13 protein-coding genes and 1 pseudogene are annotated in these 20422 nt (G+C 34.0%); 1 reads left to right on the forward strand and 13 read right to left on the reverse strand.

Annotated features, from left to right (window positions below):
- The first annotated feature begins 517 nt into the window (after positions 1–517).
- Positions 518–694 carry a hypothetical protein gene (locus tag GBI66_RS19405; RefSeq protein ID WP_004771033.1) on the forward strand — a complete coding sequence of 59 codons (177 nt, stop codon included), beginning with the start codon at positions 518–520 and terminating at the stop codon, positions 692–694.
- 599 nt (positions 695–1293) lie between these two features.
- Here the strand turns inward: GBI66_RS19405 and GBI66_RS19695 are convergent.
- From GBI66_RS19695 to GBI66_RS01720, 13 genes and pseudogenes are all read right to left on the reverse strand, one after another.
- Positions 1294–1570: pseudogene (locus tag GBI66_RS19695) on the reverse strand (hypothetical protein); the annotation flags it as partial.
- A gap of 51 nt (positions 1571–1621) precedes the next feature.
- Positions 1622–1813, reverse strand: a complete 192-nt coding sequence (locus GBI66_RS01665; RefSeq protein WP_151714941.1) for a hypothetical protein — start codon at positions 1811–1813, stop codon at positions 1622–1624.
- Between the two features lie 709 nt (positions 1814–2522).
- Entirely contained in the window at positions 2523–5150 is a 2628-nt protein-coding gene (locus GBI66_RS01670) for a DEAD/DEAH box helicase family protein (RefSeq protein ID WP_151714942.1), read from the reverse strand.
- Positions 5143–5604, reverse strand: a complete 462-nt coding sequence (locus tag GBI66_RS01675; RefSeq protein WP_151714943.1) for a hypothetical protein — start codon at positions 5602–5604, stop codon at positions 5143–5145. The genes GBI66_RS01670 and GBI66_RS01675 overlap by 8 nt, the downstream gene beginning before the upstream one ends.
- A 141-nt stretch (positions 5605–5745) precedes the next feature.
- On the reverse strand, positions 5746–7107 hold the full coding sequence (locus GBI66_RS01680; RefSeq protein WP_151714944.1) for a hypothetical protein: 1362 nt from the start codon (positions 7105–7107) through the stop codon (positions 5746–5748).
- Positions 7088–8473 (reverse strand): hypothetical protein, encoded by a 1386-nt coding sequence (locus GBI66_RS01685; RefSeq protein ID WP_151714945.1) that lies wholly within the window; start codon positions 8471–8473, stop codon positions 7088–7090. Before GBI66_RS01685 ends, GBI66_RS01680 begins: the two co-directional genes overlap by 20 nt.
- A gap of 375 nt (positions 8474–8848) precedes the next feature.
- On the reverse strand, positions 8849–10552 hold the full coding sequence (locus GBI66_RS01690) for a LeoA/HP0731 family dynamin-like GTPase (protein WP_151714946.1): 1704 nt from the start codon (positions 10550–10552) through the stop codon (positions 8849–8851).
- Entirely contained in the window at positions 10553–12928 is a 2376-nt protein-coding gene (locus GBI66_RS01695) for a hypothetical protein (RefSeq protein ID WP_151714947.1), read from the reverse strand.
- A gap of 353 nt (positions 12929–13281) precedes the next feature.
- Positions 13282–13869, reverse strand: coding sequence for a WYL domain-containing protein (locus tag GBI66_RS01700; protein ID WP_308464055.1), 588 nt, complete (start codon positions 13867–13869; stop codon positions 13282–13284).
- Positions 13870–14572: 703 nt separating this feature from the next.
- Positions 14573–15040 carry a DUF6527 family protein gene (locus tag GBI66_RS01705; protein WP_151714948.1) on the reverse strand — a complete coding sequence of 156 codons (468 nt, stop codon included), beginning with the start codon at positions 15038–15040 and terminating at the stop codon, positions 14573–14575.
- Positions 15034–16218, reverse strand: a complete 1185-nt coding sequence (locus GBI66_RS01710; RefSeq protein WP_151714949.1) for a ThiF family adenylyltransferase — start codon at positions 16216–16218, stop codon at positions 15034–15036. Before GBI66_RS01710 ends, GBI66_RS01705 begins: the two co-directional genes overlap by 7 nt.
- The gene (locus tag GBI66_RS01715) at positions 16193–16948 is read right to left on the reverse strand and encodes a multiubiquitin domain-containing protein (protein WP_151714950.1); all 756 of its coding nucleotides are present in this window, start codon (positions 16946–16948) and stop codon (positions 16193–16195) included. Before GBI66_RS01715 ends, GBI66_RS01710 begins: the two co-directional genes overlap by 26 nt.
- A 96-nt stretch (positions 16949–17044) precedes the next feature.
- Positions 17045–20422 carry a UvrD-helicase domain-containing protein gene (locus GBI66_RS01720; RefSeq protein ID WP_151714951.1) on the reverse strand — a complete coding sequence of 1126 codons (3378 nt, stop codon included), beginning with the start codon at positions 20420–20422 and terminating at the stop codon, positions 17045–17047.

Consider the following 20422-nt stretch of genomic DNA (forward strand, 5'->3'; position numbering starts at 1 on the left):
CACCGAACAAAAAATAAAGCGCTACTCAATACTCTTCATTTGTCTGTGTCGCTTATAAAGTCCGAGAAATTGTTTTCGTGCTTTAATTTCATTTCCACTAAATGGCAGAAATAACATAACTTGTTCAATAGTCATTGAATTGTTCTCTATAAGACATGAATCTTGGTCATTTGACCAATTTGATTCTTTTGCTTTTAAACCTCTTTGCTTTCTTTTCATTTGAAGTAATTACTTTTCAATATGGCTTTATAAATATCACATCTAAGTAATTAGATTTTTTTAAATATTAGATTTGTAATCTTTATGTACCTGCCCTTGAAATTATTGAGAGCAGGTAATGCTTTTTAAATTATAGTAATCAACACTTAATATTTATTTGAATTTATTTAAGAAACATTTCAGAGATATATTGTTGAGTTCACCTACATATCCCTACAAATACTTCTTAAAGCTACTGTAGTGTAAGCAAAATAACCGCGTACTATGGGCTCTCCATAGCCAAACAAAGAAGATTAAAATGTCTGATTTTAAAGATTTTTCTAAGAAAGCGACTAAAGACAACGAAGCGGCACATCAAGTTCAAGCGAATGAACATACTCAGGTAAATACTCCTAACAGTCCTCAAACCACTCCTAAACCTGAAGACTCTCCGAAACCACAGGATTCGCAAGAACCTGAGACTAACAACAAATAATTTCTTATTATCAGTGCCTAAGAAACTGATTTAAGGTACTGTTATTATAGAGAATAAATTAGTGCACTGATTTATTTTACTATTCATTAATTTTATCCCTTTGATTGGTTTAGTTGTTTAAGAAATTGCAATTATCCATTAACTAAAGAAGATATAAAAAGTCTCTCAGATCTGAGGGACTTTTTTAATTCATGTATCTAATATTTAGAATTGTATAAATTATCGTAAGAACAATGGACTAAGATTTATAAAACCCTAAAACCATATGGCTTTTAGGGTTTTCCTTAAGAATTGAGATCATTTATCATGTAAATATTTTTCAATTCGTTCATATACATACTTTCTATCTAGACTTTCAGGTATCCAAAAGATATGTGTAATATGATCTTTCTCAAATACATTACGAATATATTCAGTACATTCTGACGTATCCATATGAGAAATTTTGAATGTATCGGACTTGTATTCTTCTATTGGTAGAATCTGGCCATCCAAAACACCAGAAATAAAAATATTCATTTCGTGGCTCTCTAACAAATAATCACTATAGCATGTATAAAAAGAAACCTTTTAGATTGAGATTTTACTTACATTTATTTTCAATTCCCGATAGGAATTGAAAATTTAAGTTGATAACTTTTCTGATCTAATTGCACTGGGTTATGTTTTGCAATTCTTTGCTGGTAGTCTTTTTCAGAAATTAAACCTCTGTTCTTCGCCTTCAAAATTGAGTTGAGCTGTTGCTCATATCCTTGTACATTTAAAGCATCAAATCCTATGTTCGAGATAATATTTAGACTTATCATGAGGACTCAAATTAGATGTATGCTGTTGTGCCCCATGCGCTTTCTCTAATTCGTAATTACGTTGATTAATATAATATTGATTATGTTACTTCATTGACTAAAAAAACAAGAGGCTCTTCATTTACCATTTTTTTAACTTAGAAATTAAGGCATCTAACTCAGGTTTTGTATTGTATTGCAATGTAACGGCCATGTCTAAGTTAGTTTGGCTTGCTCCCCCAAAAAATACTAAAACTTTTTTTACAGACTCACTCACCTTAAAATATGTAATAGTTGATGTGTTTATATAGTATTCATTATGCTGAATGAACATAGCCTTTTCCATTATTGTAATTTAAGAAAAATAGTATATATCATTGTACTTAAAGAAAACTCTCAGGCTTTAAATTCCTGTTCAGTTGCCAGCATCCCATTATCAATATTTACTCTTTAACTAAGCTAGTTCATCACAATCACTACATTATATTTTCCTATTTAAAAACATAAACTTATTGACAATAATGACCTATCGTACGCACGATGGCTGCGTAACTTTGACAGGCGCTACTGTCGAAGAGCTGTGTATTGTTAGCGCAATACATCGTTCCCAGTTCAAAGACAGAAAATATCTTTGTTTCTAATGATTCCGAATTTTCTTTAACGACAAGTTAGTAGCAACCCTAAGATTTATTTAAACGCTTTTTTATTTCAGATCGAATAATCTCTGTTGATATTTTGGTGGAGGTGGCGTCAAATGAACTTAAAACTTAAGGTATTAATTTCAAAGCCATTTTATTGAATAAATAAATTCATTGACCCAACTTAGATTTAGTGCATTGAATCATTTCAATATCTTGTTCAAATCCAACTTAAGGATTTGAATTTGAAGCAATATATTGGGAATTTCTAAATCAAATCAGTAAATAACAATGATCTTAAAAATTGATTTCAATCATATTGATTTTTTTTAGGTGAATGGCCAACATAAATAAACAACTCAAAAGTGGAATAAGTCATCAATAAATAGTTTACGCAACAAAGTCCTAAATTGCCGGATAAGGATCCTTATTACCACAATCATTAAAAGATTTCGGCTTGCGTAAATATTTCAGCCAATCATCAGCTAATGATAAATGGATGGACTTGTCAAAATCTGATTCCACCCCTCGATCTAGTTGATCCTCGAAACCTTGTTTTTTTACCATAAATGATGCCAACTGCTCTTGATCGAAGGTATTTTTTAAATAAGGATAATAAATGTGTAGTCCTGAATCTTGACCTTTGCTTATCAAATCTCTGTGTACTTTACCAAATAATCGATCAATCCGACCTATACGTTGTTCATTGGCACCTGGGGTCCAGGCCATACCATAATTTAAAATCTTATTGCATTGTAAATGGAGATTGACACCCTCTTGGAAAATCTGGGTAGCTGACAATACATTAGGAAAAAACGGACTATTAAACCCAATAATTAATCTTTTTCTATTTTGCACTTCCCCACTAGCATACCACGCGGGATTATGTAGCTGTTTCAAGTCTTTCCAAGCATCTTGTTGTACTTTTTTTTCAAAAGACAAGCCTACGATTTTTATGCACAGCGCTTCAAATGTTGAAATAGCCGCTGCAAAGTATTTATAGAGCAGAGATGTCTTAAGTAATTTTTTGCTACGAACCCAAATTAAGAAATTTCGATAACTCTGCTGTACGTTACGATTATTATATTTTTTAGCCAATACAAATTTAGCAAACCAACAATAAAGCTCAACAATGACAGGACTTGCATACAAAATTCCTGTCTTAAAATATTGTGAAAAGTTTTCTTTGACAACATCACTCCAGTCATTATAAGTTTCATAAAGTGCAACATCTTCATTTTCTAATTGGGTATATAAATCAGCCCACAATGTCTTCAAAGGGATTTTAAAGTTAGATCGATGTTCCGAATGACTTTTATAATCATAACGATAGTCTTTAATTGCTGATAGATAATCATCTTTCTTTTGAGAATCATCATGTGTATAAAAATACAGATATTCACCTGTTTTATAATCTGATGATGGCTCTAACAATATAGAAAATAAGCTACCAGATAGCACTAACCTATTTCTAAAGTTACTACAATCTGTTGTTTTAGATCTGTCATTTTTTTTGATAATAAATAAATCCATGATGTGTGATTTAATTGGACTCTCATCGTCCAAAGATTCACTCTCGCTCCTTTCATCTAAGCTATCTACTCCATTATTTTTATTAGATATTTTACTGTCAAAAAAATCCCTACTCCATTTCTTATTTTTCCATTGCTGAAATAATTTGGTTTTATTCGGTGGGGCCAGTGCATCCAAAATCTGCATTGCAAAAATTTCATCATAAGCCGCATTTATACGCTGAGTGATCTCACGCACAGAAGGGATTCGTCGAACAAAAATTAGATTTTTATCATTTCCAATTTGATGTGCTTTATCAAATAGGCCTTTAGGCACACATTCATTTTCTATGACCCTATATTTAGGATGTGCAGGAGCTTGGCTGAATTTTTCAATAAACTGCTGTGATAATTGAGTTAAGATATCTGTATCAACCGCTGTATAAAACGACTCCAGACTCCCATCATCTTGTGCTCTACTCTGCTGAGAAACCGATTCAAAACCCTCTAGATAACCATATAAAAATGTCTTTCCGCCACCCTTGCCCCCATATTCATCCACAAGCGCTTTTTGGTACATTGCAAAGAATAATTCAGAAGATGGATCTTCTTTAAAATCAGCTTCAAGTACATGCTCATTGCGGTAATGATATTTATTGTATACACCTTCTAGTCCGTGCATAAAACGTAAGCGTCTAACCGCATATTGCTTTAAAGAATCACTTGGAGATCGAGCCTGAGTATCTTTAAAAAATCCTAAAATATTATTCACATCAAGAATATTTGAATGGCTTGGCGTTGCAGTCAGCAATAAGTATTGTTTAGCCAGTCGTGTATCGTCATTCGGCTCACCAAATAAACCTTTGGCCGCTGCTACACGCTGAGAACCTCCAGTAACGTTTCTAAAGTAATGTGCTTCATCAATAACGACTAAGTCAAAACCCTCATTTAAAACAGCCTTGATACGATCGTTGATCTCTTGTGCTTTTTCTTGGGCAACTGTAATGCTGTTGTCTTTTCTATCTTCAGGCACTAAACCACTCAAAGAATGAATGGTGGTTAAGCAAAATAAGGCTTGCTGTTCAAGATCATTTTGGATTTGATGGATTTCTTTGAGCACACCGTAGTCAGGATCAATAAAGTTTTTACAGAATTTTGGAAGAATATGCTTAATTGCTTCTGCCAGATCCGCATTTGCATGCTTCTGTCTTAAATTTTCAAATTCATTACACCATTGATCACATATCACTGCATTAGGAGCGAGCACCAAAACTTTTGCATTTGGTTTGCTTTGCCATAAAAGACTCATCACACCGAGTGCTTGAATAGTTTTACCCATACCCACTTCATCTGCGAGTAAAGCAACATCATGCTGCTTTAAACGCTGAATTAGTCCATACACACCCTCGACTTGCATAACCTCTAGAGACTTTTGTGCGCCATTTGTATAAATCCAATCCTTACGATCTAAATTAAAATGAATGAGTTCACTAATCGTTGTTAAGTCATATTCTTTATACATAGCTTTGTTTCTTCATCACAAGTTGAAGGTAGGCTTTAAACTGCATTTTCTGTTGTTGTGTAAGTTTTACTTCAGATAAAATATCAGGGAGATCACAATTGAGTTGACTCCAGTCTTCTAATCTCATAGATCCTTCATGGCTACTCAACTTGCTATAAAGTTCAATAGCCACATTTTTTAATTTATTGATCTCTTGTAAAACGAACCACCGAAAGATTTGGCTTTCGAATTGCATATCGAGGACTTTCTCCTTAAGCTCAAGAAGGCAGCCAGGATAAACTAATAAGCGTTTATGTAGCTCTTTATCATTTGGGCTTTGCATAATATTTTTTTCAAAATTTTTGAACGCTAAAAACATTCTAAAGTACGTGATCTCATTGGATTCAGGTACTGCCACAACATCATCAAATACTTCAACATCTAGATCATCTGCCATGCTTGCACGTAAAGACATGCTGTCGGCTTGACCAACTTCTCTTTCAAAGACCAAACTATCAATGAGATCCGATAAATTATCAAAGCGCTGGGCACGTCGATATTCAAAATTGATTTCAGTAAAAATATCTTTAAGGATTGAGTCACCACTTTTAAAGATCTAAAAAAAATGTTCTTTTAAAACAGCTTCATCGTTAGCAACAGTAAATCGCGTGTTTTCCAAGAAGATATTCTGTTGAGCATCATATTTAAAAATCAAATTTTGTGTTTGCTCAATCCCTGGTAACTTAATTTGAAAATTTGAAAGTGCCTCATTCCCCAGTGATTCAAATTTCAGGACATACGTCTTTTCTTTCCAATCGAATTCTACAGCCAATAGAAATGGTAATGGTTCATTTAAATCTAATTGTCCATCTTTGAGCAGTTGATCATCGGCAAAGTGTGTAGTTTTGACCTCAATTTTGGCCCCCAAAATCGATTCTTTTGGAATATGATGATATACAAAGCCTGCCTCAATATTTTTCTTCCCCTTTACACTTGCAGTACCATGATGGGTAAAATTCCAAGATCCAATTGCAAATCTTGACGTGCGCTTGCCTATTGATTGCCAAACTTTGGCATGGGTCATTTCTAGGCGCTCATCTTGAGGTAAAGGATGGCTGTAAAATATGAGCTCATTTTTTTGAATCATCTGCGCTATGGCATCGCTCCACTTGATTCTAAAATGATGACCATTAGCTTTATCAGCGACTAATTTCACTGATTTTAAATCAGGAGAGATCGCCTTAAATAATTCAATTAAGCCTGGAACATTGTGACTGAAATAGGGTGACCAAACATTCAACTCTGAAGTATCTTCGCTCAGTAAAAAACTTAAAAAATCCTTATCCAGAAAAGTATGTACAAAATTCCACTCCGCTAATGATTTTTGTGGTGAGTTAGCGTTAAAGCGGCTAAGACTCAAAAATGGTGGAATTTGAGGATTTTTCACAACATGGATAAGCGTGTTAAAAAATAGTCTGATAGATTTAAATTGTTCAATAGTTTCAACTTGATGGAAACTATATACCTCCTGATTCTTAGACCACCCCGAAATGGTCAAATTTGCACTTCCAGCCCCGATATAAAGCTCATTACGATCATTCTCAATCAGGATAACTTTGGAGTGAAATAAACATTGTGTGCCTAATTTTTTTGAATTCTGAAAACTTTTGGTATTGATGGTATGAATTGGAATGGTCGTTAATTTGTCACTATCTCCGCTTAAAATTCTTTGATCACAGAACAATCTAAAATCAATTTTTTGATCAAACAACTTGTGTTGCATGATTTCATAATCCATTGGATTTCGAGGACATTCCATATCCACCAAAACAGGTAAAATATACTTTTCGACAAAACAAATATCGATATTGAATGTCGTCATCCATACTTTGCGGATTTTTTTGCCATTTTCCGTAGCTTTGGCCATGGCACGCATAAATTCATTCAGTAATTTCACCTTAATTGCCTCCCATTCCATCAAGCATTCTTTTGAATTCAGGCAAATAATAATAGTGTACCCACTGTTTTTTAGTACTATCAGGTGCTTTTGTCCCTAGCGGTCTTGGTCTGACAAACAGTTTTATTTGATCATCAACGAGTCTTAGCCATGCCGTGTTACCACGTTGCTGCATAATTTCTGAATGATACTGAATTAGGCTTTCAATTTGCTTTTCCAAGCTGGTTTGTTCGGCAATCAAGAGTAATTTTTCTAAGCGGTGTTTTGCAGTAGCTGAAACACTCTTATTGATTGCCTGTAATTGATGTTGCCTTATCTCTGCTGCATATTGATTTAATATCCTTACTTTTGTATTCCATTTACTGTACCAAGTCTCTTCGACATCCTGTACCGTATGATTCTTTTTATCGAGTAGATGGCTAAATAATTGACTGATTTCACTCAGTAACGGCTCTAGTGCGTAAATATTTTCAAGTTTGATCTTTTCTTCAGGTGCTAAATCTGTTTTCTTCATCGCTTTGCCAATGATTTCTGAATAATCCAAATCACCATTTCCAAGCATTAACTCCCTTAAAGCACCTGGTGCATTTTGATCTAGTTTGGTTATCTTCAGCCAAAAATCAGTTGCATAGCTTCCAATATGTTTTGATGTAGAAAAATTTATTCCATAACTCTCTTTGATCTCATTAGGAATATCAGAGAATTGAATTGTAGGCTTTTGACTATTAATAGCTAAAATATTTTCTACTAAGAAGTCTTTGAGGCTCTTTTTTAATTTGCATAACTGGGGGGTTTTATTTATAAATTCTGATGCATACTCCCAAGCATCCCCCTCCTGACTATAGTGATAGTTAGAATCAAAAAAGCCCAAAAACATCATTGGTGATTTATAACGCCCATTCACGCCCAGCAATAATTGGCGCACCAAAACTTGTGATTCCTTAACCTCTACACCAAATGAGAGCTTAGGATCTGCTGATTGATTTTCCCAAATTTTTCGCCCATTAGAACTACCAAGGACGCCTTGTAAAGCAACATTTTTATCAGCCAACGAATTTTTAATCATTGAAAATATATAAATATTTTCCAACATTAAAACACATGATTGTTTAAATTTGAGATCATTTTTATCATGATAGATTGAAGATATTTTCTTAGATAAATTTACTGAAGAATCTTCAATTAATGACTTTATCACAGCGTGGTGCAAAAGATTTACCGTATAGCTTCGTAGATCATTTGCAATAGAGCTAATTCTACTGTTAAAAATTTCACGGCCTAATCCAGACCAAATAACGAGCATTCCAAGCGGATCAATATTTCCATCCCCATGAATACTATCGTCATATTCAGTAAATATATTTTTTAGAATGATTTGCTTTGACAAAAGCAGGCCCCCTCAAAATCTAAGAATAAACTTATAAAACTACATGTACAGATAAATTAAAAGCTTAAATCTTCAAAGGTTTTGACTCCACAACGAGATAAAACTCATATGTCATTTGGTCTTCCACATACAAGATCAATCCATTTTCACCACAGCTTAATAAAATGCGATAAGCACTAAATGTATATTCATCTTGCACACGTTTGTTTGGCTGCCGCTGTAATCTTGCATCCCTATACAGTAAGTCGTCCCCCCAATGGAATAATGCCTTACTTAGTGCTGTATTTATCGACGTTAATACCAAAAATAAAGGATGAGTTAATGGTCTCTGATGTATTTTCAATCACATCAAAGACCATAATATAAATATAAAGTCTATGATAAACTTCTAAATTCCCCTTCAATAATCATTCCCTCTTTTCTCCAAGTGACAAAAGACTTAGTCTTTGATTCATGATCCGTATGCATCAATTTTATCTCTTCAACTTTATTTTTTAGCTCTTTGTAAATAGGGAAGAATTTTTCAATAAATTCATCTTGGTCTATCAATTCTAATATCTCTCTTTGTTGGTTTTGTAAATTCGCTACCAAACTCTTTCTTGCCAACTGAAACTCTTCTTGTTTCTTCGCTTGATTCCAAGTGTCCCAAGCTTCAACTGCAATACCAATAAGAGGTAGGGCTGCGTTAATGTTACTGGCTAAGTTAACGGCTCCCCATGGTTGAAATTTCAAAGCTTCTTTTAAGTTAAGTCCAATCAGTTGCCCACCAGCAACTAGACCATCCCTAGCAGCTAAAATGGTTGTATTATCCAACTTAATATTTTTTGCTAAGTGATTAAGGCCTTTTTTAGTCAATGATCCCACAGCAGTGTCAATATTATCAATTTCTGCATTAAAATTAACTGCTTGTGTATTTAATGCAATATTGATTTGATTCGTTTCATTTTGAAAATACTCATTAATCTTACTTGAGATAACTCCCCCTTTATCTCCAACCTCTCTAGCTAAAAACTCACCTATAGTCTCTAGACTAGTACCTTGGACCTGCATTACTAAATCTTGGAAATATCCATTAAAACTAGATCTTAAATTTGTTTTTGCATTGGCAATTTTTTTGGAAATTAAATTCAATGTACCAGTTTCAATTTCATAAACTTGAGTAAGCTTCTCCATTTCTTTTGATAGCAGGGATTGTTGCTCTTCAATTTCAGGTATTTTCTTAATCAAAATATCACTAATAATGGACTTTCTGGTCTCTTCAATTAAACCAGTATAACCACCACTTTTTTTCACAATTTCACTAGTAGCATTCTGCAATAATTTTATATGAGACAATTGTTCAAATTCATCTCGATTTTCCATCCAATAATGAACACCCTCATCAAATGGATTCGCTGAAACTGCTACTATTTGTAAATTATTGGTTTCCTGCATAGAAAGAGATAAGAGATAAGTTAATCTGTCTTTAACATTTTGCTCTTTAATTTTAAATTTATCTTGGTAATCTAATTCATCTTCTACATCTGCAACTTCATCAAAACGACTCAATACAAAAACTGTTCTTGGAAGTAAGTTCAAATCTTTAAACAACCATTTCAAATCTTCAATATGACTTTCTTTGATCGGATTTTTAGAGTTCATTACATAAAGAACAATATGTGCTTCACTTACATATTTTTTTGTGATGTCTTTATATTTTTCAATCTCTTGAGCATCAGTGTTCACTTGCTCTTTATAGCCGTATAACCCTGGTGTATCAATGAGTTGATACTCTTCATCAATGTCATAAATTTTAACTACATTTGATGATTCAGAAGCACTAATATTCATGGTTGCTGGGTCAATTTTACCTAACCATGCAGCAGCAATTGAGGTTTTACCTTCCGAAAATCCACCTATAAGTGCAATTTTAAGTTTATCACCTTGCAAAATATTTAATGAGTTCTTTAACTTAGCCTTGATATCTGTTGAGACATCTAAACCAAACTCTTGCCCTTGTGTAATAAAGCCCTCTAATTTACTTAATAAATTGATTACTTTAGCCTGATTATCTTGATAACGTTTTAAAGTTTCAGACATTTATTTTACCTCGTAAGCGCCGCTAATATTATTTGATAGAGTTTTAAACATTTTGATTGATTGCTGCATATCGTTTACAAGCCCTGTAATTTGATCACTTGGCTCATTTAGCTTTTTCTTTAAATCCAATAATGAAGGCTCAATTTTTCCTTCAACATCACTCAAATTCTCTCTAGCAACTTTTTTAAGCTCTTTCACAATATTTGATAAATTTTTATCAACACTTTTCTTTTGCTCAGATTTTTTAAAGTCTGAGTCGAAAAAGCTCCAAATTGCTTTTGCAAAACTAAATAACAAACCGGCGGCCGTTAATGATATTGCAACCCAACCAGCCGGATTCCACCACATTGCAGCACCTACACCTATACCAACACCAAGCAGTCCCATTTTGTTAATGCCACTATTAATATCAAATTTCAATGAAACATTATTATTCAATCCTGTCACATCATCAGCTTTAAAGTTATTTTGAATACTGGCTAACCGTGAAGAAAGTTTCTGTAATTTTTCCTTTAAATTTTCATCAAACTGCGAGGTCTTTGTTTTAAACCCAGCAATGAGATCTTTGCTCACTGATTCAAGATTGTTATCAATCTGTCGCTTTAAGATACCTTTAAAATCATCATTACTAATATCACTTTCAATCCTCGTATAGACTTCTTGGCGAGTCTTACGCTCAAAATCTTGAACGGTTTTTTCAATCATCGTTTTAAGACTTTGCACTAAGTCCAAGTATTCACTATCAATTTCTTGCTTAGTAACAGCCACTTGCTTATCAATATTCAGCTTTAAATCAGAAAAACCATTATGAATATTATTTAACTTCTCTACTGTTTGTTTTAGAACATAATTCACTTTATTGAAGTTACTTGCTTTAATCTTATAAGGCACATCTCCAATGACTCTTTGAGCTAAATGCTCTTGGAATTTACTAAGCCCGGATTTCTCCTTTAATTCTTCACGATCCGAATTGTTTAAGAATTTTATCTGATTACGATTTTTTTCACCGAATGGAACCAAGCAATTGGCTACTGCGTAAAATGCTGCTAGCCCAGCCACCACAGTATAGTCCTTGTAATTATTATCTAATGCGCCTTCCATTAATTTATTTAGATCATTTAAGGCTCCTCTTTCATCATCATTACTGATCAAGCCATTTTTTAATGATCTAGGTGATGTAACAGGCTTATTGTAGATAGTCCAAACTTCTGTCTGATCAACAAGGTGTGTTTTAATCTTTTGAAGCGTACCTTCATTTGGGGCTGCATCTTTACTTGTGACATAGAAAACAGCATGTGCTTTTGTAACAGCTTTAGAAATTTCGTTCTCAACTAGTTTTTCATCACCTTCAATTCCTGGTACATCGATTAATTTGACCTGCGTTCTATTAATATCAAATAAAAACTCTTTACTCTCTCTAGTGAAGTCACTTCGACCATCTCCCATAATTTGGCCATCTTCAAACGGTCTTAGCTGTTCCAACATATTTTCAAATTGTTGCAATTGCTGTTCAATCGTTTTCTTTTCATTTTCTAACTGCAGAGTAATTGGGTTCGCTGTTTTTCTTGTTACATCATATTCGTCTTCTATCGTTGAAAGATATGATTTTTTTAAAGTATATTCCTCTTCGATTTTTTCCTTCAACAATTTTAGCTCTGCATCTAATTGAGCTTTTTGTTTGATTAACTCTAGCTCAATTAAACCAATTTGTTTTTCTTCTTCTAGGCGTTTAAAAATATAAATTATTTTTAACCACCAAGACATATTTTTCTTTTTGTATTGAATTATCTCTTTTAAAGACACAATCTGTGTATTAAAAACCTCTAATTTTTTTTCATTTACTAAAGACTGATCAGCAATCTTCTCATTATATTCATGTTTAAGAGCATTTAGTATTTTTTGATAATCTTCCAACTTCTGAGTATAGTTTTTTTCTACCTCCTTTAATTTTTGATTATTTTCTAAAATTTTATTATTAATTTCATTATCAGCGATTTTTAACTGACTGTATACTTCTTCATCTAATAAAAACTCATTTTTAAGTGCATTAAATTTTGCTTGTAATTCACTTTTAGTTTTTTCAGAAAATAGGAGACGTAGCACCTCTATGAGTGTTGATTTACCGGCATTAGTTTCACCAAAAAAAGCAATCGTAAAATAATCCCATTCGGAATTACATTTAAGCTCATCCATCTTTTGTTCAATTTCTTTTTTCTGAAAGCTTAAAATTTGCTTAGATTCATTTAGTTTACCCCCCACTAAATTAACATCTAAAAACTGTTCATTTTCAACAATTGCCGCAATCAAATTTGATATTTCCCCCTTTAAATCATCATAAATATTCTCAGGATGATTTAAATTAATATGACTATTCATGTATCACTACCCCTAACCAATTAATTTATAAATAATACTTTTTAAATAAAATATTTTCAACTTAAAATACAATATTATTCTAAGCTTATTTCCAATTATCTCTACTACCCTTTCGGACTCACTGTTTTTAAATAAATAATCCAGAATTGAATCAAATATAATAACTGCATGTCATGATTAATCTTAGAAGATACGAGTAAACCACCATCCTCCAACTCTCTGTTCCGGTCGTATTAATCTCTATTTAAAGTAACCTGACTATCAATAGTTAAAATGATTTCCTAATTATCCTGACCAAACCAGATACTGCAATCATCTTCCACAAGTTTTACAATATTCTGATCTGGAATAAATTAAGAATATTCATATATAGCGTGCATAAATTGAATACGCGAAAAACGATAAGTACGTAGTTGATTTTTTCTCACCGCAGCCAAGTACCAACTGCCGTGATGATGAATTAAACGATAAGGCTGAACCAGTCTATATTCCCCTTTATATAAAAAGCCCATTTGGCTATGTTCTTGAATTTCTTTTCCAAGCACTTTAAATAATTCTTTAAACTGACTTATGCCCTTAAAAGAGTGACCTTTAGCACTATAAATATAATGTGCTCTACTATCTAAAAGCCCACATAAAAAAGACATATATAATGAAGGATATAAATTACTAATTCCTGAGAGTTGTGCAAAATTACGGATATCTTGTGGCGCAATTTTCCCTAAATAATTTGATCCTAAGTAGAGTTTTTTCATTTCATCATCTCGTAAAAATGGCAAATAACTATTAAGACGATCAAAATCACTAGAAATAGTGCATATACTTACCCCAAACTCAGCGGCTAGTTCTTTTATACCCAATTGATATCTTATATTTAACTTAGTTAAAATATTGGACAGTCTGTCTGCTAAACACTCATAAGTAAAGTTAGTATGATGCATAGATTTTCTCTAATTATTTGAAAGCTATGTAAAAGCTCTACTTAAACTATAGTTTAAATATAACACACCATAAATACAAAAAGTTACACCAACTCACAAAAAACATCTGTTATTTTTTCTTTAAATTTATATTAACCCATCTAAATAACGCTCTAGGTGCAGCATTGCCAGATAGAATCTTTTTGATTCAACCCACTTTATTTTCCCCAATATTAATGCTCTAAAAATACGTGCTAAGGCATTCTTCTTATGTTTATTAGTAAATGGATTTGGGAATATTTTCATGCAAATTTCCTTTCAATATCGCGTTTCAAACTTGATCACTTAAATTAACTATTCAATTGAAAAATGAAGATAAGGCATAAAAATTTCAGGAGCTGTCATCAGCTGTAAAAATATCGTTTAAACTTTTGTTTATTTATTTTTAGTCTTTACATAGCAGAGGTGGCGTCAGTTGAACTAGATCAATAAATAATTGTTTTGTAAAGATTATAATTAATTAAATATTTCAAATGCACCCAATCTCACCCCTTATCTTCTTATATTTTTGGCGATTAAAATTCTTGCTCAAGAATATTAGAGAAAATTCATAAATACTCTTAAATTTCGACCATACCCTCCCTTTCTTAGAAAGAGAGAGTATTTTGAACTAAATAATAAAAGTTGGCCAGATAGTCTATAAACCTATTTGTTTGACAATTTTTCATTTTAAGAATCGTGTCCACCCTAGTATTAAATCCAAAAGTCTCTTGCCCCATGAAGACTTCTTAATAACAATTGAAGTTGCTTTTTCACTATTATGAACTACAGAGTCATTTTCAACTTTAGATTGATAATAAGCAGTTTTAGCCAATTGATCCCGTTTTCGTTCTGCCTTTATTTGGCTTTGACTCCAATTACCAGCTTCTATAACTGTATTCTGCTTAATAATGTAGTGCGAACGGCATGCTAAATTCCAATTACCTACAGACGGTGTCAAAGAAACGGTTTCACCATCAAAAATCATTTTCCAATCGGTTGGTGAAAATGGTGTAACAACTTGTTCACCACAGCCACAACAGCAACTATGCACAGCTGTTGCATATTCCATTGAGATATATAAAACTCCTTTACTAATATCACGCGGAATATTACGGATAAAATGGTTCTCTAGCTTCTTTATTTTTAGCATATTTGATCCCCGTTCAAGAGCATATTACCATCAGTAGTATAAGTACAATGGTGTTCATTCTCTAAATCACTATAAAAGCCTCTAATCTTCTTCCATTTAATAACAGCCAAAGTTGCATTTAGTGCATTTAAATCAGCAACTTGTATATTAGAAGCATATAACTCATCTTGACCAATGCCTGCAAAAGAAATACGACCAGAATGAACATGTTCTCTTTTATCAGGAGTACTACTAGTTACTCGTAGAATTCCTCCAAGGCTTCCGTTAACAAGTTCTAGTCCCATTCCGACATCAATAAAAGGTATGTTCATTAACTCTAACTTCTGAATTATAGATTTCTTTTCCTCACCAGAATCAATACAAATAAATGCAAAAGTAGTTCCGTTTAATAGCTCAAGATTAGTTCCATTTAAACTAACTTTATTTGCGACAATATTACGATGCATTCGGTCGTAAATACTTTTGAAATAATCTACTTTCAATGGGGCATTTCGAAGCTCTTCTAACGATGGGGCACCAGGTGCACGAAATGCGTTATGTTGCAAAAACTCATCTGCATCGAATAAACGAATTTCACGAACTGGAGTCTTAGAAACTAAATCAATAATATAGCTTCCTGTTCCTCCTGTACCAATAATCGAAATCACTTCACCTTCTAATTTTTCTGAAAGTTTACCGATGCCCACACGATCTGAAGCAGTATCAATATAGTTAAAAACACTATCACTTTCTGTTTCATCAGGCGCACGAAATATTTTTGGGCTAATTCCGGGCTGCAATACTGCTGCTGGACCAGCCAATATCGTTGCATAAGTAGACATTTTAGCAAAGTAATCTGGGTATCCTTCTGGCCCTGGTTTACTTGAAAAGCTATGTTCAGCGGTTATACCGTGTCCAAAATCCATATGTTGAGTAACATGACGAATTTCATTTAAAGGATTTCCATTTGCTTTACAAGGATATTCCCCATCCCAATGCATAACATGACACTCAGGTTTACGGGTATTGTCCCCCGCAAGGTCTAGGGTTGTGATAAGAGTACCTTTTTTAATGCAGTTTTGTGCATTCACATAAGGAACCTCCTTCATCACTAGGAAGCCACCAATAATTTGAACAAAATAGCCAGCTTCACGAAGCTGGCGTAAATCATTATTAAGACTGAATAGTTTTTGTGACATTGAATATCGTCCCTTTATGTTTAACTTCAACAACCCCACCTTCTGCAAGCTCACCAGCATGCGGCTTAGATGCCGCATTGCGATAAGTCATAGAGTAAGTAATATTTGATTCGCAAGACGCACCAGGAAATGCCAATTGCACAATCTGTTCGAATGTCACAACCTTACTAGGAACTAATTCCTCTCGAGAATTAACAATAATCGTATAATCTTGTAGCGGTCTTTTTGCCGTTATAAAATGCTCTATTCCAGAAGTAGCAAGATCGAGTTTTTCATCAGGTTCAATAAGTCGATCTGTTCCACCTCTAACCTCTAGGAAAACAGCTTGCTCTGACCCAATGCCAGATAACACATACAAACTATTCGCTTCAATTATTGGCTGTCCCCATCTAAGTTGACGGCTATCAAGTGTTAAGCTGAATACTCTATCTGTGCGGAAAACAATAAAACGTTCAACTTCTCGTCCACGTAAATCAAAAGTTTCATTCAATCGTATATCTTCAAAATCACCAGAGGGTAATATCGCATAAAGAACTAGCTCATCACGATCGTCCAGCTCTACTGCATTTAATATTTGTCGACCTGTAGGGAGCGGGTCTGAAATAAAAGCTTGTTGAAAATTTACGTTATCAATTGCAACATGAACTCTATAGCCCTGAGCAGCTCTTAATGGGCGATTCTCACGAATTGCTTCACCAACATCATCAAAATCATCCTGAATAGGATTCATAAAAATACCTCTTAAAGTTTGACCAGAAGAAATTTTCTGGTTACATACCTTTAATCGGATTGATAGCGTGACGTCGGTAAATTATTTTTAACTTTTTTAAAATTTTTTCTTTATTGTACCTGTCGGGACTTTACCGCAAATAAATAAGGCAGGACAGCTAGGACAGTTAAAAGCTGAATCTGCTATCTTAAAATCACCATTGCGGATTCGACTAGAAATTTTTATTAGTTTATCTTCACAATTGCTTAGAGCATTTAATTTAAACTCGAGGGGGTGAACTTTATTATCGGCTAAAAAAACTAGTTCCGCAGATGAGTTAGGAAAAGTTCTTTTTGCAGCTAGGAAAAATGCTGCATGTTTTATACTTTTTGGATCTGAATTAGGAGCATGGCCTGTTAAGATACAGCGTAATTTACGGGCTCCATCCCGTAACAGAATTTCATCAACATGAATCGTTACCTTAACATCTGCAACATTTAAAATTAATTTATCAGAAACTTCAAGAATTGCCCCATCTCTGGATCGTGTAAAATAATTGAGCATCATTTCAGCAATTTTACGATAATCATTTATGTAACCATGATTATGTAACCCGAACTTTTCAAAACTAGCCTCCAACATGGGCTTCCAATTTGTTGAAGGATCTAAGCCAATTAATGCTTGAAACACCTCTCTTACAGCTTCATGCATCTGCATAAATGCAGTTTCTTGTCTGCGCCCACCAATGCTTAAAATATGAGTATATAGAAAACGTCTAGGACACCTATCATATAAATCCAAAGCATTAGAGCTAAAATTTACATCACCTTGGAATTCTACTAATAATGGGATGTTTTCTTGTGATATTGGTAATTGCAATATTGGTAAAGTTTCAATACGATGAACGGGCCCTAACCTACCTAAAAAATTAGAAAGTGGTCGTTTAGTTTTTTTAATTCCTTTACTTCTTGCTCCATAAAAAAATAATCTATCTTGTGCACGTGACATAGCTACATAAAAAAGACACTCTTGTTCATTGTCATGAGCTTCTTTGGCTATATCATTGGAAGAACTATTACTACCAGCAACCATACCTTCAGGTGGTGGACACTTTGACTGTCTATAACTTCCAGGTAATGTATCCTGATTAACTCCACTTAAATGAACAACAGGAAATTCAAGACCTTTTGAACCATGAATAGTCATCAATCTAACCGCATCAATATTTTGCACTGCGGTTGGAAGCTGACTAAGATCACGATCATCATTTAGTTTAATTAAGCGACGCATTCGCATCATCATTTTCAATACAGGAAAAGAGTTTCCTTTAATTTGTTGACGGGCAAAATTCATAAACTTCCAAATAGCAACACATCCAGCTTTATCGCCAACAGTGGCTGATGTTGCAATTTCTGCTAACATTCGTGTGCGATCTAAAAGTACAGTCGCTAAAACATTCCAAGGATGTGAATGATTATTAAAGCCTTGTAATACAGTTTTTAATTTTTCAAATGAAAATAATCCTTCTGAGGATAAATCTAACAATGAGATATCGTCGTCCCAAATATTTTTTTCGTTAGTACGTAGATGCTCTAAAATTTTAATGACATCTTCCATAGACATCTTAAATTCTGAACAACATGCAATACGAATTAATCCAGAAGCACGTTTATCAGTTAAAAGAGAGACCAAGGCTATAAGATCTTTAATTTCTGGTCGCTCAAATAAACTACCCAAAAATAATACAGGAACTCCTAATCGCTCTAGATCCTGCCCTAGCTCTGAAAGTTTGTCATTTCCTCTACATAAAACTGCTTGATCTCGATACTTAAAACCCAAATCATGCATTTTTTTGATTGATTCAGCTAAAGTGCAACTTATCATGTCACCACTTTCTGCTATTTGTATTTCTGGAAGATAGCCTGATGTAGGGCGATTTGCTGTAAGAGCACTGTTTCTACCGCCTGTTTTCATATCTAATGCAAAGCATGAAAATGCATTTACAATCTCTGAAGTTGAACGATAATTAATTTGTAGCGACTGGGCTACACTCCCAGGAAAATCTTCTACGCAAAAACGAGATATATTAAATGAAGATGCCCCACGAAAACGATAAATTGACTGTTTTGCATCACCAACAACCCAAAGATTCTCACCATATGGCTTAAGAGCTTTTAATAATCTAATACTGCTTCTATTAACATCTTGGTATTCATCTACTAATACATGTAAATAATCATGCTGTAGTTGTTTACGCAGTTCTTCATTAGCCTCCAATAACTGTACGGGAAGCATAACTAAATCACCAAAATCTAAACAATTAGCCTGTTTTTTTATCTTTTCATAAACGTCGTAAACTGTTGCAACTTCTAAAGCACGTTCAGCAGTTTCCCGCTCTTCCGCACTAATGGCCTTTGCTAACATATTCTCTGCAAGAACTCGATATTCTAGCGCATCTATAACCTCATCTTTTGCTCTAGAAATAGCATTAAGAATATCAACGATATTTTGGGAAGGATCATATAAATTACGATAGTGGATTAAATTAAGACGTAAAAACGCATCTTCAAGAAGCTCCACAGCTTCAGTACGATCCATTAAGCGAAGTTCCGCAGGTAAATCACATAGATCATGAAATCTACGGAGCAGATCAAGGCCAAATCCATGAAAAGTCCCGATCCAAAGAGCTGCTGCCTCATGAGGTTGCTTACGTGCGATACGTTCTGATATTTCTGCAGCTGCTTTATTTGAGAAGGTTAATAATAGTATTCGTTGAGGATCAACCTCTTCATTTAACAAACTTTCCACTCTAGCTATGAGAGTCCGTGTCTTACCAGTACCTGGACCTGCTTGAAGTAAAAAAGCAGGGCCTCTATGATTTACTGCATCATTCTGCTTTTGATTAAGGGGCTTTTCTAGATCCATGATTGGTGGCTTATGTTCCACCATTGGTAACAGCATTGCATCTAGCATTTGCTGTGCAACTACATCAAAGGGGGCTCCAAGCTTACTAGCGATATCGCTACAAGTCATTTGGCACTCAAGATGCAGTTTTTTGACAACTGAACGTGGAATTAAGAACTCTCGTGCAAAAAGATCCATCTGAACTTCACGTCTTTGTCGATGGTTATAATCCACAATACTACTTATTCCGGATAGTTCCGTTTCAGTTGTCCTAGCAGGGTCAATATTAATAACATACTCATCTTGCGTATCATCACCTAGTTCAACATGACCAATTTCATGCGCTACAAGGAATGCTTGTTCAAAAAGTGAACCTGAATTTTCATGTGTAATTAATCTATAGACACTATCAAAGAACGCACGCCCACCATTTAATTCATCTGAGCCTTGTAAACATTTTTCTACAGTAATCTCCCGGAACACAGCTTCACCAACAGCAAAAGCATATGAGTTCCAAGGATCTAGCCCCCTTTTTACAGCCTCATGATGTAATTTATCAGCACGCTGGCGAGCGATCTCGATAGCATCCAT

The sequence above is a fragment of the Acinetobacter sp. TUM15071 genome, from assembly GCF_008980925.1.
Classification (GTDB): domain Bacteria; phylum Pseudomonadota; class Gammaproteobacteria; order Pseudomonadales; family Moraxellaceae; genus Acinetobacter; species Acinetobacter dispersus.

What these genes read in the sequence shown, in the direction of transcription:
- GBI66_RS19405 (WP_004771033.1), top strand. Translation starts at nt 518, where the DNA reads ATGTCTGATTTTAAAGATTTTTCTAAGAAAGCGACTAAAGACAACGAA.
- GBI66_RS01705 (WP_151714948.1), bottom strand. Translation starts at nt 15,040, where the DNA reads ATGCTAAAAATAAAGAAGCTAGAGAACCATTTTATCCGTAATATTCCG.
- GBI66_RS01715 (WP_151714950.1), bottom strand. Translation starts at nt 16,948, where the DNA reads ATGAATCCTATTCAGGATGATTTTGATGATGTTGGTGAAGCAATTCGT.
- GBI66_RS01695 (WP_151714947.1), bottom strand. Translation starts at nt 12,928, where the DNA reads ATGAATAGTCATATTAATTTAAATCATCCTGAGAATATTTATGATGAT.
- GBI66_RS01720 (WP_151714951.1), bottom strand. Translation starts at nt 20,422, where the DNA reads ATGGATGCTATCGAGATCGCTCGCCAGCGTGCTGATAAATTACATCAT.
- GBI66_RS01700 (WP_308464055.1), bottom strand. Translation starts at nt 13,869, where the DNA reads ATGCATCATACTAACTTTACTTATGAGTGTTTAGCAGACAGACTGTCC.
- GBI66_RS01665 (WP_151714941.1), bottom strand. Translation starts at nt 1,813, where the DNA reads ATGTTCATTCAGCATAATGAATACTATATAAACACATCAACTATTACA.
- GBI66_RS01670 (WP_151714942.1), bottom strand. Translation starts at nt 5,150, where the DNA reads ATGTATAAAGAATATGACTTAACAACGATTAGTGAACTCATTCATTTT.
- GBI66_RS01675 (WP_151714943.1), bottom strand. Translation starts at nt 5,604, where the DNA reads ATGTCTTTACGTGCAAGCATGGCAGATGATCTAGATGTTGAAGTATTT.
- GBI66_RS01690 (WP_151714946.1), bottom strand. Translation starts at nt 10,552, where the DNA reads ATGTCTGAAACTTTAAAACGTTATCAAGATAATCAGGCTAAAGTAATC.
- GBI66_RS01680 (WP_151714944.1), bottom strand. Translation starts at nt 7,107, where the DNA reads ATGGAATGGGAGGCAATTAAGGTGAAATTACTGAATGAATTTATGCGT.
- GBI66_RS01710 (WP_151714949.1), bottom strand. Translation starts at nt 16,218, where the DNA reads ATGTCACAAAAACTATTCAGTCTTAATAATGATTTACGCCAGCTTCGT.